Source organism: Isoalcanivorax pacificus W11-5, from assembly GCF_000299335.2.
Lineage (GTDB): Bacteria > Pseudomonadota > Gammaproteobacteria > Pseudomonadales > Alcanivoracaceae > Isoalcanivorax > Isoalcanivorax pacificus.
In genome coordinates this window covers 3365999-3391795 of record NZ_CP004387.1, presented here as the reverse complement: position 1 = coordinate 3391795, position 25797 = coordinate 3365999, and the positions used below count along the sequence as shown (strand labels likewise).

Genomic DNA, 25797 nt, shown 5'->3' with positions numbered 1-25797 from the left:
AGTTTCAACCATGGTTGATCAGAGCGCCCACCAGGCAGGCAGCAGTGCACGGGTGCCCGGGTGGCTGAAACGGTCGTCGATCAGGTACACCACGCCGGTATCCTGCGGCGTGCGAATTACCCGGCCGGCTGCCTGCACCACTTTCTGGAGGCCGGGGTAATGGTAGGTATAGTCATGCCCTATATCGCTGCCCGGGGCGCTGTTGCCAAACAACCGCTGCAAGCGTTCGCGCATCTGTTCATTGACCGGGTTCAGTTGCGGCATGCCCAGCGTGGCAATGAACGTGCCGATCAGGCGGCTGCCCGGCAGGTCGATACCTTCACCAAATGCGCCGCCGAGCACGGCAAATTCCACCTGTTGGCTGCGCAGGGTGAAACGGTCGAGAAACGCCTGCCGTTCCGGTTCGTTCATGCGCCGTGACTGTTTCGCCAGCGGAATGTCCGGGTGCCGGCGATGCAGGGCGGTGGCCACCTGTTCCAGATAATCGAAGCTGGAAAAGAACGCCAGATAATTGCCGGGCCGGTCGGCAAACTGCCGGGCGATCAGGTCGACAATCGGTTTCACCGACCGGGCGCGATGCCGGAAGCGGGTGGAGCAGCGCACGATGGACACCTGCAACTGGCTGGCACTGAACGGCGCCGGAATATCCACCCAGGGGGTGTCGGTGGGCAGGCCGAGCAAATCACGGTAATACCGGTCGGGACTGAGCGTGGCAGAAAACAGCACGCTGGCGTGCGCGGTGTCGAAACGCGAGGCCAGCAGTGAGGCCGGCACCAGATTGCGCAGGTACAGATCACCCTGCAGGCCGTCGGGGTCGTCCAGCCGGGAGGGCTGGCCACGCGTCAGGGTGAGATCCGTCATAAAGCAGTCGTCGGCCAGTTCTGCCACACGGCAGAATTTGCTGGCTTCGAAATAGAAATCCAGCAGTGCGGCATGTTGCTGCGTGGGGTGGGCGTTACGGTGTTCGCTGATGGCGTACACGGCGCCCTGCAATGCATTGATGAACTCTTCCGGTGGTTCGTTCAGCACCTGATAGCGTGCGTCCTGCTCTTCGTCCCGTTCTGCGTCCTGCGACCAGTGCTGCGCGTTCAGGCGTTGCCATTGATGCAGCATGCCGGCGAGTGGGCGACGCAATGCGGCGGGCACGTCGTGCAACAGCGCTTCAAGACGCGCCTGCGGCAGCGTGACGCTGTACATGCCCCGCGCGCGGTCGACCAGATTGTGTGCTTCGTCGATCAGCAGGCCGACACGCCAGCTGTTTTGCTGGGTCAGGCCGTGCAGCAGTGCGTTGAAGTCGAAATAGTAGTTGTAGTCACCGACGATCACGTCGCACCAGCGGGTCAGTTCCTGGCCGAGATAGTAGGGGCATACTTCGTGCGTCAGTGCGATCTCACGCAGACGCGACTGGTCCAGAAAACCCGCCTCGACCGCTGCCTGGCGTGCGGCCGGCAGGCGATCATAAAAGCCCCGAGCCAGCGGGCAGGCATCACCGTGGCAGGCTTTGCCGGGATGCTCGCAGCGCTTTTCCCGCGCCACCAGTTCCAGGGTGCGCAGTGGCATGGCTTCACTGTGCTCGCTGAGAGTCTGCACGGCATCCAGCGCCAGTTGCCGGCCCGGTGTCTTGGCGGTGAGAAAAAACAGCTTGTCCAGCGGTTGCGTGGGCAGGGCTTTAAGGGCGGGAAATAGCGTGCCCAGAGTTTTTCCGATGCCGGTGGGCGCCTGGGCAAGCAAGGCGTGGCCGCGATCAAATGTGCGGTAGACCTGTTCGGCCAGTGGCCGCTGTCCGGTGCGAAACGGGTAGGGAAATGTCAGCGCCCGCAGTGCTTCATCCCGCGTTTCACGATGCTGGAGCTCCTGCTCGGCCCAGAGCAGAAACCGCGCGCAGTGTTCAGAAAATAACGCCTGTAACGCTTCCCGCGTCATCTGCTCGCGGAATACGGTTTCCTGCTGGATGCTGACATCGAAGTAGACCAGAGCCACGGTCAGTGATGCGAGATTGCGCGCCTCACACAGCATGGCGCCGTACAGATACAGCTGCGCCCAGTGCAGCGCCCGGTGATTGTCCGGCACGCGGGCGAGGTCGCCGCGGTGAGTCTTTATTTCTTCAAGCTGGTTCAGTTCGGCGTCGTAACCGTCCGCGCGGCCACGTACTAGAAGACAGCCAAAAGTGGCTTCCAGTGCGATTTCCGTTTCGTAATGTGGCGGCCGCCGTGCGGCGACGGTCTGATGGCCGAGCATGCCTTCCTGCGCCGACGGCGAGGGTGTAAAGCGCAGGTCGATGTCACCGGTCTTTGCGGTGAATTCGCACAGGCTGCGCACGGCCACGGTGTAGCGCGGTGTGTTCATGTGTCATCCGCCCAGCGCAGATAACAGACACTCACCGGCATGCGATGTTCGGCACAGAACGCGAGCCAGCGCAGCTGGTGGTCCTGCAGGCGATCACCGGGGCCTTTGACTTCGATCATGTCGTAGCGGCGCTCGCCGGGATAAAACCGGATCAGGTCCGGCATGCCGGCGCGGTGCGCACGTATATCCTGCAACAGGCGCCGGAACCAGAGCGCGAGATGCTCGGGCGGCAGGCAGGCCAGGGCCTGTTCAAGCAAGGTCGCGTCCAGTGCGCCCCAGAATACAAACGGGTTTTGCAGGCCGGCTTTTTCATGGAAGTGCCGGCGTACTGTATCGCGCCAGCGGGTGTCGTCCAGCTCGGCCAGGGCGGCATCGAACAGCGCCTGCCGGCGCGGATAAAAATCCGGTTGCAGCAGGTCGGCCGGGGCATGATGAAACGGATGAAAGAAGGCGCCTGGCAACGGAGTGAACAGGGCCTTCCAGCACAGCAGGCCGAACAGGCCGGTGATCAAGGTGTTCTCGACGTAGTACACGGGCGCGTCATCGCTGTGCAGATGATCCCGCACCACATATTCCACCGGCTGTGGTACGTCCGGGCGGGGCAGTATCAACAGCTGCTCTGCCGGTGGCGCCGGCCGGGCGGTGCGCTCGGCCGGTTCGCCAAGGCGGCGTTGCAGGCGCGGCATCATGCGTGCCAGTTGCTGCTGCTCGGCATCGTCCTCTGGTTGTTGCCAGGCGTGCCGGGCCAGTGCCAGTGCATCACGGTCAAGGCCGCAACGCTCCAGTACCCGGATATGCCGCGCCCGGGCGCCGGGCCAGCGGCAGGCGGGATAAATCGCCAGCGCAGTATCGAAATCCTGATCTTTTTCCGCCTGCTGCCCGAGCCGGAACAACAACCGCTCGCGGCGTGCCCGCAGCCAGTCGGTACCGGCGTCGCCCTGCGGCAGCCGTGCCAGCACATCGGCCACCGGTTCCCCGGCGTCCAGCGCCTCGCGACAGGCGTGCAGTCGCAGCCCGAGATCAATGTCGGCGGCATCGTGGAAGGCACGGGAATGCTGATCCATCGGCACGATTTCATAGCGGTAGACGCCAAGTTCCGCGAGCACGAACTCTGACCAGTCCTGATGCAGATTGCCGAAGAACATCAGCCGCAGCCGGTCGCACAGCGGCATGATCGTCAGGGCGTAAAGCGTATCGGTCAGCGAGGGCGCCCAGGCTGAAAGTGGTCGCGGGGCCGGATCGTCTGCTGCCAGCGCGGCAAGCTGATCGGCCTTGCGGCCGGCGGGCAGGCGCTTGCCGAAGCTTTGCTGCAATTCCGGCCGTGTGAGGACGGCAAACAGTTCGGCCGGGGTAATCACCGGGTCTGGCGTCACCCAGCCCTGTTCGCACAACGTGGTCATGGCCGCCGGGATATCGTCAATCTCGGCATAGCGCAATTTGCCGGCGCGGAACAGCGTGCCCTTGCGCATGATCATGCGTACCAGCAGTGCCCGCGCTGCCTGCGGAAGCGTTGTGAAGCGGGCGATAAACACCTTCTCTTCCGGGCTCAACAGATCGGCATAGCGCGCGCTGAGCCAGTCCAGTGCGGTATGGAAGTTGTGCAGGTAGTAATACGGATCATCCAGCGCGGCAGGGGCCGGCTGCGTCGCTGGTGTGCTGGAGGGAATACTGTCCGTATGTATAGTCATCCGCATAGGCTAGGGCCTGTGCGGACGAATGTCACCCCGCGCTGTGCAGGGCGGGGTGACGGGGGGATTACTGCGCCAGGGCCATATTCCAGAGCTGGGTGGAGCGTGCCCCCGAGCGGCAGAACGCGAGCACCGGATACTCCGCGCTATCCAGCGCGCGGCGCATGGTGGCGGCCTGTTCGTCGGTGATTTGCCCACTGACGACGGGGATATAAATGTAGTGTAGTCCGGCGGCCGTGGCGGCTTCCGCCAGCGCGGCGCTTTCCGGTTGCGACGGGCCGCCTTCCTGGTCCGGGCGATTGTTGATCAGCGTGCGGAAACCCTGCGCCTTGAGCGCGGGAATATCCGCTGCGGTGATTTGCCCGCAGGTGGCGAAATCATCGGTATGACGGGTGAAGTTGTCCATGTGCAGTCTCCTCGACAGGATGTTGCACAGGGTAATGCCAAATCAGTCCCGTGCCGAGGGGCGCAGACGATACTGGATAGTGGGCGCCCGGTGCGGCGTATCGACAGGGGCCGGTTTGCGAGCTTCGGCTTCAGCGCGGGCTTGTTGTTCGCGGCGTTTTTTCAGCAGCACTTCAGCGTCCGCGATCACTTCCTGAAGCTGTTTGACGGTCAGACGGTCCAGAACAATAGCCATATTTTTTCGGTCTGTATGAATTAGCGATCAGACCAGACAGGTGCCGAACCATGCAACCTGTCTGTGTCCGCGTTCCCCGACGGTCTTTTTCAAAGGAATAGCACTGGAGATATTTAGAGAATAGATATATTTCCGGCTATTCGATAAGGCTTTCTGTAATAATCAGGTAAAACCCTTCACGTTCTGTGACATGACGCATGAGGTGACGATCAGGTACGGGCCTTAAAATCTCAGGGTGTACTTAATTGGCAAACCACTTCCTGTTACGCGTTACCTTGCTTCAGCCTTAATGAGCCAGTGCCAAGGCACGGATCCACTTGCTTGATATTGAATTGATATCATATCTGTCTGGCGACAAATGGCAACAGGAAATTAAGCATCGACATACGGCTTATATCGTGATTCTGAGCACACTTGTTCGCTGAATGCCGGTTTATGGGATTACTGTACTGATGTGTAATCCTGAGCTGCTCAGGTTCTTGCCAGCGTTCATGAGCAGGCACAGACGATAACATAATCGCCACGGTGGCCGCGTGAAGGTTTCATCACACCGGAATGGAAACGCACCATGGTGCATTTTTAGTTCTGGTGAATTTGGTTTTAGTTACAGGGGCTTAATTCTGGTGGTTTGGTGAAACCTGCGGGTTCTGGCTGGCCTGTCGGGCTGTGCCGGCTGCAATGGTTGCACCCGGCCCAAAAAAGGCGTTAAGTCTTTCGCCTCGGGATCGGTTATTCGGACGATCAGTATTCTCACAATCTGAAACTCCTCAACGGGGAGGTAGACAAGGATGTCTAGGCATATCGCCGTGGTGCTCTGTTGCACCCTGGGCATGCTGGCGTGTTCTCCGGATACGCCGGAACAGTCCGCTGTCCAATCCGCCGCGCAGGATAATGCGACGGCATCTTCCGCCGTGTACGCGCGGGTCAATCAGCAGGTCATTACCCGGTCGCAGGTGGATGAGCGGGTTGCGTTGCTGCGTGACAGTGGCGCGCTGCATCGTCGAGAGACTGCGCTGCGACAACTCATTGATGAGCAATTGATTAGTCAGGCCGCGCAGGAGCAGGGCCTTGAGTTACCCGACGGGACGCTGGATGACGCCATCAGCCGTTTCCGGGCACGCTTCCCGGACCTGGCGACTTACCGGCGTTTTCTTGATGACATACCCGGAAAAGAAGCCACGCTGAGAGCAAGGTTTCATCGTCAATGGCTGTTGCAGCAACTGGCGAATGAAAAATCGAGTACTCCTATATCCGATGAGCAGGTGGCTGAGTTCTATCGTCAGCATCCAGAGCAGTTTGCACGGCAGCCCCGTGTCGCTGGCCGGGGTATTCTGGTGCCCGTTCCCGAATGGTCATCAGCGTCCTTCAGGGAGGCTGCCTCCCGGCAGGCCCAAAGAATCCATTCGATGCTGGTCGCGGATCCGGACCGGTTTGCCGATATGGCGCGTGAGTATTCCGGCGACCTGTCCGCCAGGACGGCTGGGTTGCTGCCCGGCATTGAGGAAGGAGACGGGACCGGGTTATACGAGGCAATGGCGGCGCTTTCTCCCGGACAGATCAGCGACCCTGTTCGTACCGCGCGCGGTTTCTGGATCGTCCAGCGTATTGCCGCGCGCCCGGCGAAACAGCTGGCGCTGAACGATGCCGCGGGCAGTATTCGTACGCAAATCATGCGCCGTGAAAGCGTCGCGCGTGAGTCTGCAACGCTGTTGAGATTGCGTGATGAGGCACAGGTGGAAAGGCTTGTGCCGCTGGTGGTGCTGCCATCGGCGATGCGGCGCGAGAGTGACAGCGATTCACCTGCGGGGGACAGGCCTCATTTGAGGCTGCCCGGTGCACCGGGTTCGCAGGGAGGCGGGCAGCCATGACCAGAACAGGGAGACAATCCGGATGGCTGGCGCGGACATTGTTCAGTATTTGCGTGCTGTGGTCAGGCCCCTCCATCGCGTCGCATGAATGCGCGTCATGGTATGACACCAATGTCATGCTGCTTCTTGATTACTCGTCCAGCATGCAGGGTGGCAAGGACGCGCTGGCGAGAAACTTTGGTCTGGGCGTGCTGGATGGGCTGTCTGCGGTAGGGCATCTCTCCCGGGCTGGTGGAATCGGATTTCCCACGCCACCGGGCGGGTCGGGCTGGTGGGTTGATGTGACCAGTGGCAATCGCACGCTGCTGCGGGATCTTGTTGCCGTGACCCCGTCCGATGGGGTCTCCACGCCGCTCTACAATGCCGTCGTGCTGGGTTCGAACCATCTGGCCGGGCTGTCTGCTTCCGGCCGCAAGATCATGGTGGTGGTGACCGACGGTGCGGACTCCGGACCCGCCGGAGGCTACACCCATAACCAGGCCGCCATTGCCCTGAATGGCATTGGCGGTTGGCGATATCTTGTCTATGCGGGGTCTGCCGGTGAGCCAGGTGAGGCACTGTTGCAGGATCTCGCCATAACCAGCGGCTCCCAGTACCGGGTGGCATCGCCCGGAGTATCCGCATCGACGCTTGTGGATGAAGTGCTCGCTGCGGCATGTCGCAATTATCGGCCGCACGCGGCGATGACATTGTCCACCACACACCTGCGGCTGGGGCAGGACGGGTTCAACATCACTTTTGATGCTGGCAGTGCCTCCGATCACGAGACATCGGATGCAGGGCTGACCTACGAGTGGACCATCACCGCACCGGATGGTACGACGTTCGGTGCTTCGGGGATGGTGCATACACAAGTCTTCTCGGATCAGTGGCTGCCCGATACGTCGTTCCAGGTGCGTCTGGAGGTACGTGATCCTGACGGCGCAACGGACTCTGTAACGCAAAGTTTTCAGGTCACCGGGAGTGCACCTGCCATCACGCTGGTCGGGGGCGATGTCGATGCACTGGACACCCTCGCCGTGCGCGCTGATCCGGGAAATGACATTGATGGGGGCGCGCTGACGTTTGAATGGGAAGTCCTCACCGCGCCTCCCGGTGGTCAGTTCAGTGCTGGCGACACGTTTGCCTCGCGTGAAGTCAGCTTCGTCACGGAAGAAGGCGACATCGGTGAATGGGCCTTCCGCTGCACAGCTATCGACGATGAAGGCGAGGAAGACACGGACACCCTGTCGCTGCTGGTCAATAACCTGCCACCAGAAATAAACCTGATCGGCGATGAAGAAATCGACGTCGGTTTTGATATCCAGGTCGAGACCACCGAAGTGGATGACCCCGACAACGCTGACGGCGGTGGGCTGGAATTCAAGTGGGACATTATTCAGGCACCGCAGTCTTCCTCACTGATGGTGCAGGAAGATTTCCATCTGCTGCCGCTGCTCATTATGTCGACCCAGGACGGCGATGCCGGGACCTGGGTGTTCCGTCTCACGGTGACCGATGATGAACTGCCGCCGTGGCAGGAAGAGGTCACGGAAGAATTCACGGTGCTGGTGGACGGCCTGCCCGAAGCGGATATTGCCGGGCCGTCCACAGTGGGGTCGCTGTCGTTCCCGGTCACCCTCAGTGGTGAGGATTCCCTGGACCCGGATTCGCCGTGTGAAAGTGATGCCTACCGATGCCATGACACCCTGGAGGGCGGCCTGCCCACGGGGCTGTCGCCGGGTATTGTGCGCTACACCTGGACCTTGCTGGACGTACCCTACGATGCACCGCTGGAATATTTGCCCGGCCGGGTGGACGACGCGCTGGGCCTGCCGGCGGAAGGTGCGACGCTGACCATCGGCCCGGGTGACCTGGTGGCGGGCGACTGGCTGTTCCAGCTGGAGGTGGAAGACGGTGAGGGCAATACCGATGCCACCACGTTCCAGCTATCCGTGATCGACGAAGGCGGGCCGCCATGGGTATGGATCATGCCGCTGTTTTCCCGCCATACGGTAGACGCTGCCGGTGTGCTGCACAGCGACGTCGCGCTCAGCGGCCTGCTGAGTGTTGATTACGACAACATTCTGCTGGGGGAAGCGCCGGCCTTCGGTCTCGGCATTACCGATTACACCTGGAGCCTGCCGCTGGTGCCGTCGGGTTGCATAGCGGCCAGTGCACCGTCCGGACCGTCAGCAACCCGCTTTGAACTCTATGTGGCAGGGTCATCGCCGACGCTGACCTGCCTGGGGTACTACCAGGTGGGGCTGGAAGTGACCGACGACGACAGCGTGCCGAAGCGCAACAGCGCGCAGGCTTATGTCAGCCTCGGCAATTGCGACAGCCTGGTGTGCGTGGACTTTCCGCTGGAGGCCGTGCCGCACACGGAAGACTTCACCGACCAGACGGATGTGCTGATCTACTACCACGTGGATTCACTGGTCTACGACAACCCGCTGTTCGTCAGCGGGCTGTTCGCGCGATTGCAGATCTTCCATGAGAGCGACCCGGTTAATCCGTTTTATACCGCGTATGACCCGAACATCATCAGCGTCCTGCATGGCAGTACCACGGTGCTCAAGTGGGATGGGCGGGGTACCGGCGGGCTGCGGCCCAAGCCGGGGCGGTACAGCATCGAGATTGATCTGGTGGACATCGGCATGACACCGCGCGGCATCAGCGACCGCGAAAACAACGCCATTCTGATCGCTGTCGCGGCACCGGCCATTCTGCCTGCGTCCTCGGAATACGTTGTCCGGGAAAAACTGGAGGATGGCACGGAGCAGGTGAGTATCGAATACCAGGTCGACGGCGGGGCGACGATAGATGACGTGGCCTGGGAAGCCATGGACGCGTCGGATGTCGTGGTGGCGGAGGGCCGCCTGGGGACGGCGGCCTCGGGCACCCTGTCATGGAATGGCACCAACCATGCCGGTGATCTGGTGCCGGCAGGCGATTACCGCATCGTGTTGCGCGCGCTGCGTGGCGGCGGGGTGCTGGGCGAAAGTGCCGAGCATACCGTCAAGATACTGCGGCTTGACCTGGATGCTGATACCTCTCGGGACGGCCTCATCGACGACGTGGCGGATGACACTGGCGAAGATGACTGGGTCAAGGCGCGCGGCGCTGTCTTCGCCGTGAACCTCGACCGCGATGGCGGCCGCACCGCCGCCGGCAGGCCGATCCCCGACGCGGTACATTTCGATGATGCCGGCGACCCGGTGCACGAAGACTTCGAGATCAACGGTGCGGCGGATGAAGCGGACATTACGCCGTTTGTGATCCGCAATCCGGGCACTTCGTTGCCGCCATCGGTGAAAGTGTTCCTGCGGGCAGCGGAGCAGGAAGACATTGAGTCCGTGCATGTGTTCAAGCAGATCAGCGCAGGTGAGACAGCCATCTGGGGTGCGCTCGGCGGGCGCGTGGGTAATCCGGCGCCGCCGCTGGAACTGGATATCACCCGGTGGGTGGACCCGGGTTCACCGGACTTTGTCGGGGGCGGGCCCGGTGGCGATATCACGTTCGGGCTGGAAGGCATGTTTTTCCGTTTTGTTGGCATGTTTGCGGTGAATCCGTTCGATGGTGAAATCGATTTCACGCTGGAGCTGCGTGACGGTGGTGCGGTCGTGGCCAGCGATCAGATCCGCATGAAAGTGGCACCCTGGATCATGCTGCCGCATTCACAGCCCTCGGAATCGGTCTGGGTGCTGGATGATCCGGGTAACGCCAGTTTCCGCGAGACCGCCTCGGCAGAGGCCGGTTATGTCGGGCTGGATCATTCCGGGCAGATGCAGGCGTTGGGCCTGGCCGAGGGTGCCACGCAGTGGTTCCAGGACCATGGCGAAATGGGTTACTACGAGCGCCCGGGCGGTGCCAAGGTCCAGGCCGGCATGCGTCTGCCCTATGCGCGAGGGTTGCTGGATCCACAGCCGCCATGGATTCAGACACGGCTGCTCGGGCCGGATTTCGCCATTTTCCAGATGGGGGTGGACGTGGGTGGCGGAGCGGGCGATTACGGCGGCAATGTCGAGTTGCTGCCGCCCACGCCGGCATTCCCGCTCGGCCGCATTGTCGTCGGCGATACGCGCTCGGATGCGCTGTTCGACTTCTTCGCGTCGCAGGAAGTGCAGCCGCCGTTTGAAGTGCCTACCGCCTGGCTGAGCGTGAGCCATGTCGACGAAATATTCGGTTTCTCGATCGTTGACGGCGAAGTGATCGTGGCCAGCCCGGCAGAAGCCTGGACGCAGCTGGAAACCATCCCCGTGGCGGACCGTGGCCGGTCTGTGCTGTTTGCCATGGGCGCAGCGCCGGAAGACGGCGCCGCGTCGGCGGACAGTATCGATCCGCGACGGCTGGAAACCGGTGTGGATCATACCGGTGCGGGCTGGGGATATGTGCGTATCTATAACGATGACGCCAGCGGTTCCGGTGCACGCGGGCAGGTGGCGGAAATCACCACACTGGGTAACGGCTTTATCGAGATCGGCCGGGTCTGGAACACATTTCCGAAACTGCTGCCGGACGGCTCGGGCGATCCGAATGCTTATGAAAATGTCATCCGCACCGCGCCACCTTCGCAGGTGGGATGGTTCGTGCCGCCGAAGAGCGGTGACAAGTATGTGCTGGTGGAAGATACACGGTTCTGGAAGGCCCCGGCACCGGCCTTTATTACGGTGGCGGAAGTGCTGGGTGATACCGAGATGCACGCCTTCAACCTGATTACGGTGCAGGACAAGATCCAGGATGTCATCGACGCGCTGAATGCAGCGGCCGGTGTGCCCCTGACGTATATCGAAGTGCCGACTCTGTATGTGGGCGCCCGGGCCGGCTTCGACACAGGACGCTTCAGTGTCGCCTTTACACCGGGCGCCCCGAACTTCCAGCCCGTCAACGGCCATTACTATTTCCCGCGTCAGTTTGGCGCGCGGGATGTCGGCAGCGGTGACGATATTTTTGAGGTGTTGATTCGTGGCCTGCTGCCGAACGTCGAATATGTCGACGACTGGAATCTGTATCACCGTCTGGACGGCGAGGTGCACTGCGGTTCGAATGTGGTGCGTCAGCCCTACGGGCTCGACTGGTGGAGTAATCAGCCATGACGCGATGCATGCAATTGTGGGGTTTCCTGTGGCTGGCCGTGCTGGCGGCGCCCGCCGCCATGGCGCAGGAGCAGGATATGCCGTGGCCGGATGACGTCAGGGCATCGGCAGCGCGGATCAGTGCCGTGCTGCGCGAGGCAGCGAGCCTGCCGCCACATGATGTCGCGGGCCGTGTCAGCCAGGGCGAGGCGTTTGATGCCGCGCTGGACGAGATGGCGAAGCTGGCATCCGCCGATCTGGTTGCGCAGGCGCGGGCGCAGGAGTATCGCTCGGAAGCAGCCAAACTGCTGCTGATCGCCGCTGACCGGCGTGATGCACCCGACCGTTATGACACACTGCGCGAACGCTACCTGACAGCAGTGGCCGAACCGGCTGCGCGTGCACCCGCAGCCCCGCCCCTGTCGGCGGCGCAGGCGACGGAAGCCTACCGGCTGGCCTGGGAATACTGGTTGCTGCGGCCGACTTTGGCCGGGCAGGCGCCGCAGGCAAACCAGCGCATGGTGGATGCGCTGGTAGCGATCGATAATCCGGCGTCGGTGCAGGCTGTCATGATGGTGGTGGAAGCCTCGGCCAGTGACAAGGCGTTTCCGGGCCGGGCGCGAGCGTTTCGCCAGCACGACCTGCTGCAGATTTTAGGGCGCATGCCGGGCGAGAACAGTCTGCAGGCGCTGATGCGCAGCGTGGCGCTGATCAACAGCCAGCCGGCCAGCCTGACCAACGAAAAATCCGGCGCCCCGATGGCGCAGCCGGATTACCTCAATGCCGCCACCTATGCCGAGCGCCTGCTGACCGACGCCGAACACTTTGGTACCGCGTCCCGTTGGCGCGCGGTGCTGAACCGTGTGCCGGAAAAAAACGGTGCCACGGCGGACAACGACCTCTTGCGGAAAGCGCGGGCGTTCTACCGCGACAATCCGGTAGGCACAGACGCCGGAAAGACACCGCAGAACTGACAGGGAGAGCACACGCATGATTTCGCACTGCGGACAGGGAATGTCCGGCGTTGTCCGGATGCTGGGGCTTCTGGCGGGGCTGTTGCTGGCCGCGCCACTGGCCCAGGCGGACGATCTGGAATATGGCCCGCCCTTTATCATCGGCGATGACCTGATGGTGCCGACCGGCATGGCCGTGGACGCGGCCCGGGAACGTCTGCTGATTGCGGACACCGGCAATCACCGTATCCGCTATACCCGCCTTGCCGATTTTCCTGGCCCCTATACCTGGCATGAATTCGGTTATAACGCAGACGCGGCAGCAGCGGGTGCTTTTCGTGAACCACAGGGCGTGGCGGTGGACGCCGACGGCAATGTGTTTGTCGTCGATGCGTTGTCCGGCCAGGTGCAGTTGTTTCGTTACGACAGCGGTGCCGACAGCTACAGCCACGACGCGGCATTCGCCAGCGCAGGCACCACCGTGGACGGCCGCGCCATTCTCATGCCCCGCGATATTGCCGTGGCGGAAGATGGCTCGGTCTACCTGCTGGATTCCGGTAACAACCGCGTGCTGGTGGCAGACAACGCTGACGACGACAGCTGGGCTGTCTGGCGTGAGGGCACGGACTGGAACAATCCCTACGGGCTGGATGTGACCGCAACCGGGGACCTGTGGTTGGCGGATACCGGCAACAGCCGTGTGCTGCGGCTGCCGGCAGGCGGTGGTGCCCAGACAGCCTTTGGTCATTTCGGCACTGGCAGCGCGCAGTTCCGTTACCCCCGCGATGTGGCCGTCGGTGATGACGGTCGTGTCTATGTCGCGGACACGGATAACCACCGTATTGTCGTGCTGGAAGACACCGGCGCTTTCTATCGTCATCTCGGCGGTGCGCCGCTGTTTGATGCGCTGCAGAAAATCGTACTGGACGGCGAGGGCAGGGTGCTGGTCCTGGATGCCACAGAACATCGCGTGGTGATGTATCCCGGTGCAGGCTATACACCGCCGTTCGATGCCTACGTGCGCGATTATGTCGGCGACGAAGGTGTACAGCCATCGGACGACGGCTATCTGTTGTCCTCGCCAGATATTCTCGTGCGTCATCATCCGGATATTGACCTGGACGCCGCGCTCAGTGCGGGCCTTAACAGTTATGCGTTTCAGCAGCCACGCTTCAACGAAAACAACTATCTGTACCTGGCGGTTCGCAATCGTGGCGAGCAGCCGATCACCAATGTGACCGCCCGCCTGTTCTGGGCGGACCCGGCTTCGCCGCTGGCGTTCCCCGATGACTGGCACGACAGCGGCTTCTATAGCGCCTACGCCTCGTCCTCTTCCAACACGCCGGATAACCGGCTGTATCTGCCAACGATTGCAGGCCGGCAGACGACCAGCGACGGCATGACCGTAGTGGGCCCGCTGGTGTGGCGCCCCCCGGCACCGGAGGACGTCGAGGCCGAAGACGGCGGTGTGCATCTCGCGGTACGCCTGCTCAACCTGTACGACCCGTCCGTCTCCGCGCCGGGGCTGGCGCAGGTCAGGCAGAACAACAATGTCGCGCTGCGACCCGTCACGGTTTCACGAGGCCCGTTCCCGATTGGTGAGCAGGACACGCTGCTAGTGCGCGCGGATTTCAGCGGCATCGGCGGCAGTGCCGACCCGGCGATGATCGAAACCCGCGTGACGGAGGCGGCGGCCTGGCTCGAACGCGTCAGCTATGGTCAGACCACACTGGTGCCGCTGTATCGTGGCCCGGTGGCGCTCGATCATGACAGTGCGCACTATCAGGACAGCAGCCGCAATCTGCTGGTGGAAATGGCCGAAGAGGTGCTCGACAAACTCATTACCGCAGAGCCAACTGTACTGGATGGCGCCACGGCAGAGGCCGCAGACGATATCGACCGCGTGGTGATCGTGGTCAATGACCCGGCCTTCCAGCGTGACTGGGCCACGACCGGACTCTGGCCCTATGACGCTGCGGGGGAGACTCGCTATCTGTCTGTGTCCGTCCAGGGGCCGGACAACAATACCATGCAGTATGCCCACGGCCTGTCGCATCAATTGCTGCTGGAAGACCTGTACGTCCACGACGAAGTGGACAGCCTGCTGACGCACACGGCGGATCACTGGGACAATATGGCGCGGCCGTTTGACGGGGCGCATCCGCTGGTCTGGTCCAAGGAAAAAGCCACCTGGGTCACGTCCCATGGCGGGCGCGTACTTTATATCCAGCGCCCGCCGTCCGGCACAGAGCGCGAAGGCGAGCCGCCGATCCCGCTGCACTATCAGGCAGAAATAGACAGCGACCAGATCGCGGCAGTGGCCATCGGGCTCACCGAAGGCGCCACCACACTGGAATCCGAGCACCATTTCTACTGGATCGAGGCGCGCAGCCCGGCGCTGGCGCAAGCCGACCCGGTGCCGGCCGACGGTGTGCTGGTGTACTACGCAAACCGCCTCATTCCCCAGGGTGAGGCACCGGTGCTGGTGCGCGACGGCACGCCTTCCACCGATCACATCAATGACGCCGCACTGGCCGTGGGCGGCAGCCTGCAGCCGGCAGGCACCGGCATTGATATCGACGTGCTGGACAGGCTGCCCGATAACGACGGTTATCTGATCGATGTGGATTATGATCCGCCACCGGATAAGTACGATCTCTATGTGCGCCGTGGCGACCCGCACTGGACCAGCCCGGACATCTGGGTGGACAACCAGCGCGATGGCGACGGCTATGCCCCGTATGACCAGACCGTGCAATTGTCCACCGGACCGGGGGAAGAGCAGCCGATTGCCGACGAGCAGAATCGTATCTATGTGCGCGTTCATAATAGCGGGCCGGCGACCGCCTACGATGTGGAAGTCAAATTCCTGATGTCCGAGCCTTACCACACGGTGGGGGGCGAGGGCAGTTTCGATGAACGGGCGATCCGTTTTATCGGCAGCATTCCCTCGGGTGAATACCGTGATGTCTTCTTCGTCTGGACGCCGGACGGCACAGACGATGAACATAACTGCGTGCGCGTCGAGATCCGTCGCCAGGTCAATGATACCGATGCCAGCAATGACAAGGCGCAGCAGAATCTTCGTGTGGTCACCAGTGAAACCGCGAGCCCCTATACGCCGGTGGCGTTCAACTTCCAGATCGTCAATGAACAGGAACAGCCGCAACTGTTCTACTTCCGCGAAGACGGTATCCCGGCGGACTGGCACAAACAGTTTGCCGACGCCAAGCGTCTGGTTGCACCGGGCGAGCGCTACCTGGGGCAGCTTGATCTCCGGCCGAATGACGATGCACCCGTCTGCACCGACCACGATATCCATGTCACCGCCTGGATGCCCCGTGGCGACACACTGGTGCCGGTCGGTGGCACCACGGTCAGTGTGGGCTTGCGACGTCGTACCGACATGACACTGGACACCAGTGTCCGGGATTGTGGGAAACGCTTCCGGCCACAGGCCGCGAGCGCATATCAGGACGGGCAGAATGCCGAAGCCAGAGCGGCGCTGGCGGACATGGGGTTGCTGCTGGACGCAGAGAAGATGCCCGGGCAATGCGCCATCATCAGCGCCATGGGGTGCACACAGCCACCGCGCCCGACCGAAATGGTCACCGTGCGTTACCGGGACCCGGCGGGCAATCCGGTCTACCGGGAAGTGATGACGGATGAGTACGGTTGCTTCGAGGATGCCTATGTGGCGGTGGAAGGCGGCACCTGGGAGGCCAGCAGCCATTACCCCGGCGACGACTGCGCCGGGCCGGCATTCAGCAGCGTCAATCTGTCCGTGCCGCTGGTGCAGACCGGCGACCAGGACGGTGATGGGCTGGCCGATGAAGACGAAGTGCAGGGTGATGCAGACGGCGACGGCATTCCCAATCATCTGGATCGCGACAGCGACAACGATGGCATTCCCGACGGTGAAGAGCTGTACGATCCTGACGCGCCAGACAATGGCAGCGAACGTGATCCGTTGCGCGATGCCGACGGCGATGGACTCGATAACGTCGTTGACCCGGACAGTGACAACGACGGCATCCCGGATGGCGAGGAACCGCGTGGCGATATAGACGGTGACGGCCTCGACAACAGCCTTGATCCCGACAGCGATGGCGACGGGATACCCGATGGTGAGGACGACATGCCGTACACCCCGACTGGTGGCGCGTCCTGTGATCTCAGCGAACGGGCAACCTGCTGGGTGCACTGGCTGGTCGCGCTGGTCATCGTGGTGGCGCTCATCCTCACGGTAGTTGGACTGGTCCGGAAACGGAAACGGCGCTGGTGCCTGGTGCTGGCGGCGGTGCTGCTGGCGCTACTCGCGCTGATACTGCTATGGCTGTGCCTGCATCTTTATCTGCTCTATGCGGCCCTGCTGCTGGTGGTGGCACTGGTGTTGCTGTTGCTGACACGTCTGCTGTTGTAAGCCTGCGGCAAACCTGTGGGAGCGGGCGAGCCAGATGGCCCGCCCTGATGCAGCAACACAACCTGGCCAGAACGCGAACCCGGCCGGCGCCGCGGTCGGCATCCATCGCCATCAGACGGCCGGCGTGCGCCAGGGTTGGCCAGCACGCCGGTCTGGCTTGTCTTGCTCTCACTCCATCGGATCAATGTGATCACTGCTACAGGGCGCAACAGGCGGTACCCGACAGATGTCGGGGTACGCAACAGACCGTCGTGTGAGGCATTATGGGCGATTCGGGGGCGTGCTGGGGCGTCGTTCAGCCGGTGACGGCATCCAGCGCCGGTTATCAGGCCGGCCTGGTCACAGGAAGACTGCATGAATCGACCATTATCGTGCGGGGCGGAGCGCGGCTTTTCGGTGGGCATGTTTCTGATCGTCTGCCTGGTGATGGTGCTGGCCGGGCTGCGCGTCGCGCAGGCCGCTACGGAATTTCACGCCATCGAACTCACCGGGCCGGACAACCGTTACCCTCTTATCTCCAATGTGTATTCCTCAGGTTTCATTCCCGCGCCGGAAGGCCTGGCGCTGGACAAGGCTCCCGATACCGTGCCGGCGGGTGAGCGCTTTGGCCTGTCCCCGGATTTCAGGCAACACGGCCGGTACTGGCTCTATACCCGCGTCGTCAACCTGACCCAGACCAGTGACTGGATGCTCCACATCAGCAATTTCGGTTTCCGACAATCGGGCGTGCTGGTCCGGAGTGACGATGGTCAGGTTGTGCAGCGGTTCGGCAAGGGGGGCTATGGCGACACGACGGATATCAACACCCTCGGCCGGGCGGTGAACCTCAACCTGCAAGCCGGCAAATCCTATCTCGTGGTGGTTGAACTGAACGCCCGGCGCGGCACCTGGCATCCCTACATCGGGTTGATGAGCGGGCAGCAGTATGCGGCCTGGGCCATGCACCTGGACCTTGCTTTCAAGGTGGCCATAGGCGTCATCCTGGGCCTGGTCGTACTGGGGCTGGTCTGCTGGTTGCTGATGTCGGAAGTCGCTTTTTTCTGGGGCGCGCTGTCGTCGCTGCTGATGCTTGTCTATTACCTGGGACACAGCAGCATCCCGGCGCTGATATGGCAATCGGCGTATATCGAGACGGACTGGTTCTGGTGGCTGGTCTCTTCAACCCTGATGACACAACTGGCCTTCGCCGGCAGTTTTCTCCGCATCAACCGCGCCTCCGGGCGATGGTTTCAGGTGTTTGTCGGCGCGGCGCTGTTGACGTTGGTGATCTGCCTGCTCGCCACCGCATTGCCCATGGAAGCCAAAGTACGCCTGTACGTGCTGGATTACCTGGTGGTGTCGCTGGTGATTCTTGGCTCGGGTGTGGCCAAGGTGCGCCGCGAAGGTAGCTACTACTTTATTTATCTGCTCGGCTGGTTCCCGGTGGTGCTTTCGATGCTGCAAGTGGTGCTGGTCACGCAGGGGGCGTCCCGGGCGTTTCAGGAAGTAACCGAATCCTACAAGATGCTTCATGTGCTCTATATCCAGATCTTGCACATGCTGCTGCACGCCGTGGCGCTGATCCTGCGCGTGCGTGCCCTGCGCGACGAAAAGGTCAGGGCCGAATACCTCAGCCAGTCGAAGTCGCGTTTTATTGCGCAGAGCAGCCATGACCTGAGCCAGCCGCTCAATTCCATGAGTATCTTTCTGGAGCACTTGCAGCCGCATGTCCAGGGGTTGGACGGCAAGAAAATACTCTACCGGCTGAAGAATACGCACCGTCAGATGAGCGAATCTTTCAAGTCGATCATGGACCTTAGCAAACTGGAATCCGGTGCGATCCGGCCCGAGTTGAAGGCTGTTCAGCTCAACGACCTGTTTGCGCGCCTGCAGAACGAGTACCGGGTGCTGGCGAGAGAGAAGGGCATTGAACTGAGGTTCCACCCCTGCTCCGTAACCGTCTTCAGCGACCCGATGCTGCTTGATCGCATGTTGCGCAATCTGGTCTCCAACGCCGTGAAATATACCGACACCGGGCGGGTCGTGGTGGGCTGTCGTCGGCGCGGCCGCCAGGTCGCCATCCAGGTGCTGGATACCGGCTGCGGCATGGACGACAGCGTGCAGCAGCATATCTTTGATATCTACCACCGCGCTGCCGACGTGCCGCAGAAAACCGAAGGGGCCGGCATCGGCCTGTCCATCGTCAGGCATATCGCTGAACTGCTGGAGCACCCTGTGAACGTGATCTCCAGACCCGGCCAGGGCAGCACGTTTACCCTGAGCGTGCCGGTGTTGGCAGACCCGGCGTTGCCACGGTCAGCAGCGGCGGACCAGGGCGACAGCGCATTGAAGGTGAGCCTGATTATCCAGGACGATGCACTCAGGGATGCGTTGTCTGCGCGCCTGCAGAGCTGGCAATGCCAGGTCTCGGTGTTCCGTTCCGTGGACGAGGCTTGGCAATCCGGCTGGCCCGCCGCCGTGCTGCTCTGTGACGATGCCGCGCTCACACAGACGGCGCTGCCGGCGGACGCTGTGCAGCGGCTGGCCCGGGACCTCGTGGCAGCCTGTGTGTGCGCCACAGACGCGGCGTTGCCGGCGCAGTGGATCGCGGTATCCCCACAGCTTCTGCCGTCCCAGTTGCGGGCGTTGCTGAATGTGGCCGCCCGGCGGCGTCAGTCACCGATGAGCCTGGATATGCCAACGTAAACACGCCGCTCGGGTGGTGGACGTGATACGGTCCTTGCGCGTGCCCATTGTTAAGGCGCGCCCCGCAACCCCGGCCAGCATGAGCCCGACCCATGACCGCCAAGGTACTGATAACCGAAGATCACGCACTATACCGGGACGGCCTGCGCCTGCTGCTGCATGACGCCTTCCCCGACATCCAGGTCATCGAGGCCGCCGACTTCGACGCCGCCAAGGTGGCCCTGGCCACGCATCAGGATATTGCGCTGGTGTTGTTTGATATCCATCTTCCCGGCACCACCGGCCTCAATGGCCTCAGAGAAATCAAGACCCGCTACCCGGCACTGCCGCTGGTGGTGATCTCCACCGTCGATCACCACGCCAGCATCCAGCAGATGCTCCAGCTTGGCGCCGACAGCTTTATTGCCAAGACCAGTACCAAGGCAGCAATGATCAAAGCGTTGCGGGACATCATGGACGGCGAGACGGTGATTGTGGGTGGGCAGGCGCATACCGGCCATGTGATGTTGTCACCGCGTCAGCTTGCTACGCTGGAATTGTTGTCGCTCGGGTTGCCGAACAAGGAGATCGCGGCGCAGCTGAATATTTCGCCGGCGACGGTGAGGGAATATGTGTCGGATTTGTTGGGGTTGTTTGAGTGTGATAACCGGACGCAGGCGGTGCTGAAGGCGCGGCAGTTGGGCTTTATTCTGGATTGAGCGGCTTTTCCTGCTTCGATGCACAGCTTTATTTAAAGTCTTTCTCCGTGTTGGTGGAGCATTGATTTTTTACGTGAATAATATTTAATTTTTTGTGAGGAGTTAAGAGTGTGGCCGCATGTGGAGTCTGATGGAGAAAAACTGCAGCGCCAAGAGGGAGTTCCCCTTCATGAGATGCTTGGCGTGGGCCAGAGTAAATATCTATCTTGGCCGCTTTAAGTTTTTACTAAGTATGGTGGGCCCACCTGGACTCGAACCAGGGACCAAGGGATTATGAGTCCCCTGCTCTAACCAACTGAGCTATAGGCCCAAATAAATCACGATATTCTGCTTTTCACTATTTTAACGCTCACGGCTCTGGCTGGCCGCTCATAAAACAAAGGCCGCTGAATTATTCAGCGGCCTTTGTGCTTTTGCAACCCCTGATCAGGAATCGCCATCCAGGAAGCTGCGCAGGTGTTCGCTGCGAGACGGGTGCCGCAGCTTGCGCAGTGCCTTGGCCTCGATCTGCCGGATGCGTTCGCGGGTGACATCAAACTGCTTGCCGACTTCCTCGAGGGTATGGTCGGTGTTCATGTCGATGCCGAAGCGCATGCGCAGCACTTTCGCTTCGCGGGCGGTGAGGTTGGCCAGCACTTCGCGGGTGGCTTCTTCCAGGCCCAGCATGGTGGCGGAATCCACCGGCGATTCGATGTTGGCGTCCTCGATGAAATCGCCCAGGCTCGAGTCCTCGTCGTCGCCGATGGGCGTCTCCATGGAGATCGGTTCCTTGGCGATCTTGAGCACTTTGCGCACTTTGTCTTCCGGCATTTCCAGGCGCACACCCAGTTCTTCCGGGGTTGGTTCGCGGCCCATTTCCTGCAGCATCTGGCGCTGTACCCGGTTGATCTTGTTGATCGTCTCGATCATGTGCACCGGGATGCGGATGGTGCGTGCCTGGTCGGCGATGGAGCGGGTGATGGCCTGCCGAATCCACCAGGTGGCGTAGGTGGAGAACTTGTAGCCACGGCGGTATTCGAACTTGTCCACGGCTTTCATCAGGCCGATGTTGCCTTCCTGGATCAGATCCAGGAACTGCAGGCCGCGGTTGGTGTACTTCTTGGCAATGGAAATCACCAGGCGCAGGTTGGCCTCGACCATTTCTTTCTTGGCGCGGCGGGCCTTGGCTTCGCCGATGGAGACGCGGCGGTTGATTTCCTTGATGTCCGCCACGGGCAGGCCGGCGGCTTCCGAAATCTGCAGAATGCGTTTCTGGGTGCGAAGGATATCGTCCTTCACCACATTGAAGCGATCCTGGTCGAGCTTGACCTTCTTGTTGCGCAGCATGTCATCGGCCCACTCGACGTTGGTCTCGTTGCCGGGGAAGGTCTTGATGAAATCCTTGCGGTCCATGCCGCCACGTTTGATCGCGAGCGCCATCACTTCACGTTCGTGGCGACGGATCACGTCCAGTGTGTTGCGGACCTGGCGCAGCAGTTCGTCGTACACGCGCGGCACCAGCTTGAACAGGGTGAACATTTCTGCCATCTGCTCGAGCTGTTTGCCGGTGGTGGCGTGGTCGCGACCGTTGCGCTTCAGAGAACGCTGGACTTTTTCCCAGCGTGCGCGCAGTTCGTTGAAGCGCTCGGCGGCCAGTACCGGATCGATGCTGCCATCGTCCTCGTCACTGTCGTCGTCGCTGTCGTCGTCTTCTTCCTCGTCGCCTTCAGCGGCCTTGGCCTTCTCTTCCTTGCGCGCGGCGAACTGGGCCTCGGTCGGTTGCGACGGGGCGGCGGCGCCGTCGTCGTTCGGATCGAGGTAGCCGGCGATCAGGTCGGAGATGCGACGCTCTTCGGTGGTGATCTTGTCGAACTCGCCCAGCACCACTTCCACGGAGCCCGGCCAGTAGGCCATGGCGTGCAGCACTTCGCGGATGCCTTCCTCGATGCGCTTGGCGATTTCGATTTCGCCTTCACGGGTGAGCAGTTCGACGGTGCCCATTTCGCGCATGTACATGCGCACCGGGTCGGTGGTGCGGCCCGGTTCGGATTCCACCGACGCGAGTACGGCAGCCGCTTCTTCCGCCGCGACCTCGTCGGTGCTGTCGGCGTTCTCGTCCATCATCAACTGATCGGCATCGGAGGCTTTTTCCACCACCGGAATGCCCATGTCGTTGATCATCTGGATGATGTCTTCCACCTGATCGGTATCGGTAATCGAATCCGGCAGGTGGTCGTTCACTTCGGCATAGGTCAGGTAGCCCTGGTCCTTGCCCAGAGCGATCAGCTGTTTTAGCTGTGACTGCTGCTGCTCTTTCTGCGAGGTCATGTCGCGGCCCGTGGTTGGTGAAGCGGGATTAGCCAAGCGGCGGATTATACTGGAAGCGCTGTGCCATGCCTACTCGAACACCGGTCGCAGCGCCTGTGGGAAGGGGCTGGGCGGCGTGTTCTCGGGGTGGCAGGAGCGGCCTCCTGTGGTCCGGATATGGGGGCATCCGGGCGTCTTTGCAAGCGTTCAGGACGGGCTGTGCAGCGGCGCGGCCAGGGTCAGGCGGGCGTCGCTGAGGGCCTTGCTCAGTGCCGCCAGGCGGCGGATGTCCGGCGCGGGGGCGGCCTGTTCCCGGGCGATGGCGTTTTCGAGCTGGGTCACTTCCAGTTTTTTCAGGGCGTCGCGCCAGTAGCGGCGCGCGGTGATCTCGTCCATGGCCGGGCGCAGGGTCTCGCGCAGCAGGCGGGTGAGGCTCTCGCCCTGTTCCAGGGCCATGATGGTGCCCAGCAGTGCGGCGGGCGGCAGGTCCGGCTGGTCGCGCAGCAGGTCGGCCACCTGCAGCAGCAGGTCGAGGTTGGGCAGTTCCAGCTCTTCGATATCGGCCGGAAGTGGGTGTTCGCTTACCAGCGAGGGCACGTTCAGCAAGACGCACGTGAGGCGTTCCGCCAGGCTCAGGGTGCTGCTGCGGGGGGCGTCAGGCTTGTTGCGGCGCTTGGGTGTCTGGGCGCCGTAGCCGGGCGGTATGAAGTCTGGCTCGCGCTCCGGGGGTGCGCTGTAGCCGTAGTCGTAGCCGTCATCCGGCGGCGGTGCGCTGTGTGGCGGCGCGTCGCGCGGGGCGGCGGGCCGGGCCGGCGCGGCAGCCGGTTCGAGCTGGCGCAGTTCGTCTTCGTCCAGGCGCGTGCGGGTGGCCAGTTCCTTGCGCAGCAGGCTGCGGTAGAAGTCGCCTTTGGTGCGCTGGATGTAGGGCATGGCCAGCCGGGCCAGCCGGGCGCGGCCGTCGACGGAGTCGGTGTTGAGGCCCTCGGCCAGGTGGCTGAACAGGAAGTGGGACAGTGTCGGCGCTTCCTCGGCGCGGGCCAGCAGGCTCTCGCGGCCCTCGCGGCGGATCAGGGTGTCCGGGTCGTCGCCATCGGGCAGGAACAGGAAGCGCGCCTGTTTGCCGTCCTCCAGCACGCTCAGGGCCGATTCCAGTGCCCGCCAGGCGGCGCGGCGGCCGGCGTCGTCGCCGTCGAAGCAGAACACCACCTCGTCCACTTGGCGGAACAGCTTGTGGGCGTGGTCTTCGGTGGTGGCGGTGCCGAGGGTGGCGACCACGTTCGGCATGCCGTGCTGGGCCATGGCGATCACGTCCATGTAGCCCTCGACGACGAACAGTTGCGGTGACTTGTCGCGGCTCTGGCGCCATTCCCACAGGCCGTACAGCTCGCGGCCCTTGTGGAACACCGGGGTTTCCGGGGAGTTCAGGTATTTCGGTTTGCCGTCGCCGAGCAGGCGCCCGCCGAAACCGATGGTGCGGCCACGGCTGTCGCGGATCGGGAACATGATGCGGTCGCGAAATTTGTCGTAGGTGCGGCCGGTGTCGTCGCGGCGCACCAGCAGGCCGGCTTCCAGGGCCTGTTCCAGGCCGTGGTTGTCCAGCGACAGGTTGCTGATCAGGTTGTCGAAGCCGGGCGGGGCAAAGCCCAGGCCGAAGCGGGCAGCGACTTCGCCGCTGAGGCCGCGGCCCTTGAGGTAGTGCACCGCGCGCTGGCGCTCCGGGGCGCTTTTCAGCTGCTGGCGGTAGAAGCGGTCGGCGCGGGCGAGCAGGTCGTACAGGCTTTGCAGGTGGTCGCGGCGGGCGTGGTCTTCGGCGCTGTCTTCACGCTCGCGTGGCACTTCCACGCCGGCCTTGTCGGCCAGTTGCTTGACGGCTTCGGGGAAGCTCAGGTGTTCGTATTCCATCAGGAAGCCGACCGCGTTGCCCTTGGCGCCGCAGCCAAAGCAGTAATAGAACTGCTTGTCGGGGGCGACGGTGAACGAGGGGGTCTTCTCGTTGTGGAACGGGCAGCAGGCGCTGTAGTTGCGGCCGGTCTTCTTCAGCGGGACGCGGGCATCCACCAGCTCGACCAGATCGGTGCGGGCCAGGAGGTCCTGAATGAAGGATTCCGGAATACGTGCCATGGGCTGTCGCAGTCAGGTGTGAGAGCCAGAGTGTAACGGCACGACGCCGGGGCGCCCAGCGCACCGGCGATATGCGGGAATGTGACGCAATGGAGCGAAATCAGGCGCTCAGGCGCGCCTTGATACGGCCGCTGACGGCGCCCATGTCGGCGCGGCCCTGCAGTTGCGGCTTGAGCTGGCCCATCACCTTGCCCATGTCCTGCATGCCGGCGGCACCGGTGGCGGCAATGGCCTGGTCGATGAGGGCGTCGATCTCGGCCTCGGAGAGCGGTGCCGGCAGGAATTCGCGCAGCACCTCAATCTCGGCCAGTTCGGTATCCGCCAGTTCCTGGCGGCCGGCATCGGCGTATTGCGTGGCGGCGTCCTGGCGCTGTTTGACCAGCTTGTCCATGATCACCAGCGCGCGCTCGTCAGAGACCTCGATGCGCTCGTCCACCTCGACCTGCTTGAAGGCGGCCAGGGCCATGCGGATGACGCCCAGACGGACGCTGTCCCTGGCGCGCATGGCATCCTTCATGGCACTGGTCAGGCTGGCCTTGATGTCGCTCATCGGGGCGCTCCTGAGAAATACGCCTGAAAAATAGGCCTGAAGCGGAAGGTACTAACGGCCGGAAAGGCCGATCAGTACAGACGCTTGCGGTGCAGTTGCTCGCGCGACACCTTTTTCAGGTGGCGTTTTACAGCGGCGGCACGCTTGCGCTTGCGTTCCTGGGTCGGCTTTTCGTAAAACTCGCGACGACGCACTTCGGCCAGAACACCGGCCTTCTCGCAGGAGCGCTTGAAACGGCGCAGGGCCACGTCAAACGGTTCGCCTTCTTTTACACGTACTTGCGGCATGCAATCTTACCCTTGTGTTGTTCAGGTCGGCCCGATGGGCACCGCCCTGGACTCGGTTCTGTATGTCCGTGCGGACACGGAGAGCGCGGCATTCTACCGGAGCCCGGAGGATTTGCAAAGCAGCCCGGCAGGCCCGATATCGGGCCTGAAACTGGCCCCTCGCGTGGCCGGCGACTATCATCCGCCCCCTGACCC

14 protein-coding genes and 1 tRNA gene are annotated in these 25797 nt (G+C 62.4%); 6 read left to right on the top strand and 9 right to left on the bottom strand.

Going from position 1 to position 25797, the window contains the following annotated elements; all coding sequences use genetic code 11:
• Nucleotides 1–18: 18 nt before the first annotated feature.
• The 4 genes from S7S_RS15165 to S7S_RS15150 all read right to left on the bottom strand — a co-directional run bounded on the left by S7S_RS15165 (nt 19) and on the right by S7S_RS15150 (nt 4674).
• Complete coding sequence (locus tag S7S_RS15165) at nt 19–2346, bottom strand: ATP-dependent DNA helicase (protein ID WP_008733620.1); 2328 nt, start codon at nt 2344–2346, stop codon at nt 19–21.
• Entirely contained in the window at nt 2343–4034 is a 1692-nt protein-coding gene (locus S7S_RS15160; RefSeq protein ID WP_144401682.1) for a VRR-NUC domain-containing protein, read from the bottom strand. Before S7S_RS15160 ends, S7S_RS15165 begins: the two co-directional genes overlap by 4 nt.
• Before the next feature lie 67 nt (nt 4035–4101).
• Nucleotides 4102–4440, bottom strand: coding sequence for a protein tyrosine phosphatase family protein (locus tag S7S_RS15155; protein ID WP_008733623.1), 339 nt, complete (start codon nt 4438–4440; stop codon nt 4102–4104).
• 42 nt (nt 4441–4482) lie between these two features.
• Nucleotides 4483–4674 (bottom strand): hypothetical protein, encoded by a 192-nt coding sequence (locus S7S_RS15150; protein ID WP_008733625.1) that lies wholly within the window; start codon nt 4672–4674, stop codon nt 4483–4485.
• A gap of 830 nt (nt 4675–5504) precedes the next feature.
• Here S7S_RS15150 and S7S_RS15140 point away from each other — a divergent pair.
• From S7S_RS15140 to S7S_RS15115, 6 genes are all read left to right on the top strand, one after another.
• The gene (locus S7S_RS15140; protein ID WP_008733628.1) at nt 5505–6542 is read left to right on the top strand and encodes a peptidylprolyl isomerase; all 1038 of its coding nucleotides are present in this window, start codon (nt 5505–5507) and stop codon (nt 6540–6542) included.
• A 116-nt stretch (nt 6543–6658) separates the two neighbouring features.
• Nucleotides 6659–11620 (top strand): protein-arginine deiminase family protein, encoded by a 4962-nt coding sequence (locus S7S_RS15135; RefSeq protein ID WP_035203085.1) that lies wholly within the window; start codon nt 6659–6661, stop codon nt 11618–11620.
• Nucleotides 11617–12573: a hypothetical protein gene (locus S7S_RS15130; RefSeq protein ID WP_144401681.1), complete on the top strand. Its 957-nt coding sequence runs from the start codon at nt 11617–11619 to the stop codon at nt 12571–12573. Before S7S_RS15135 ends, S7S_RS15130 begins: the two co-directional genes overlap by 4 nt.
• A 40-nt stretch (nt 12574–12613) precedes the next feature.
• The gene (locus S7S_RS15125) at nt 12614–16975 is read left to right on the top strand and encodes a CARDB domain-containing protein (RefSeq protein WP_169745577.1); all 4362 of its coding nucleotides are present in this window, start codon (nt 12614–12616) and stop codon (nt 16973–16975) included.
• A gap of 354 nt (nt 16976–17329) precedes the next feature.
• On the top strand, nt 17330–19660 hold the full coding sequence (locus tag S7S_RS15120; RefSeq protein WP_082027738.1) for a sensor histidine kinase: 2331 nt from the start codon (nt 17330–17332) through the stop codon (nt 19658–19660).
• 92 nt (nt 19661–19752) lie between these two features.
• Nucleotides 19753–20358, top strand: a complete 606-nt coding sequence (locus tag S7S_RS15115) for a response regulator transcription factor (protein WP_008733638.1) — start codon at nt 19753–19755, stop codon at nt 20356–20358.
• Nucleotides 20359–20591: 233 nt separating this feature from the next.
• Here the strand turns inward: S7S_RS15115 and S7S_RS15110 are convergent.
• From S7S_RS15110 to rpsU, 5 genes are all read right to left on the bottom strand, one after another.
• Nucleotides 20592–20668: transfer RNA gene (locus S7S_RS15110), tRNA-Ile, on the bottom strand.
• A 116-nt stretch (nt 20669–20784) separates the two neighbouring features.
• A complete protein-coding gene (rpoD, locus tag S7S_RS15105) occupies nt 20785–22665 on the bottom strand; it encodes an RNA polymerase sigma factor RpoD (protein WP_041026017.1) in 1881 nt (626 codons plus the stop codon).
• A 186-nt stretch (nt 22666–22851) separates the two neighbouring features.
• Nucleotides 22852–24765: a DNA primase gene (dnaG, locus tag S7S_RS15100; RefSeq protein WP_008733641.1), complete on the bottom strand. Its 1914-nt coding sequence runs from the start codon at nt 24763–24765 to the stop codon at nt 22852–22854.
• Between the two features lie 100 nt (nt 24766–24865).
• Entirely contained in the window at nt 24866–25315 is a 450-nt protein-coding gene (locus S7S_RS15095) for a GatB/YqeY domain-containing protein (RefSeq protein WP_008733644.1), read from the bottom strand.
• A gap of 71 nt (nt 25316–25386) precedes the next feature.
• Entirely contained in the window at nt 25387–25602 is a 216-nt protein-coding gene (gene rpsU, locus S7S_RS15090) for a 30S ribosomal protein S21 (RefSeq protein WP_008733647.1), read from the bottom strand.
• Nucleotides 25603–25797 lie beyond the last annotated feature (195 nt).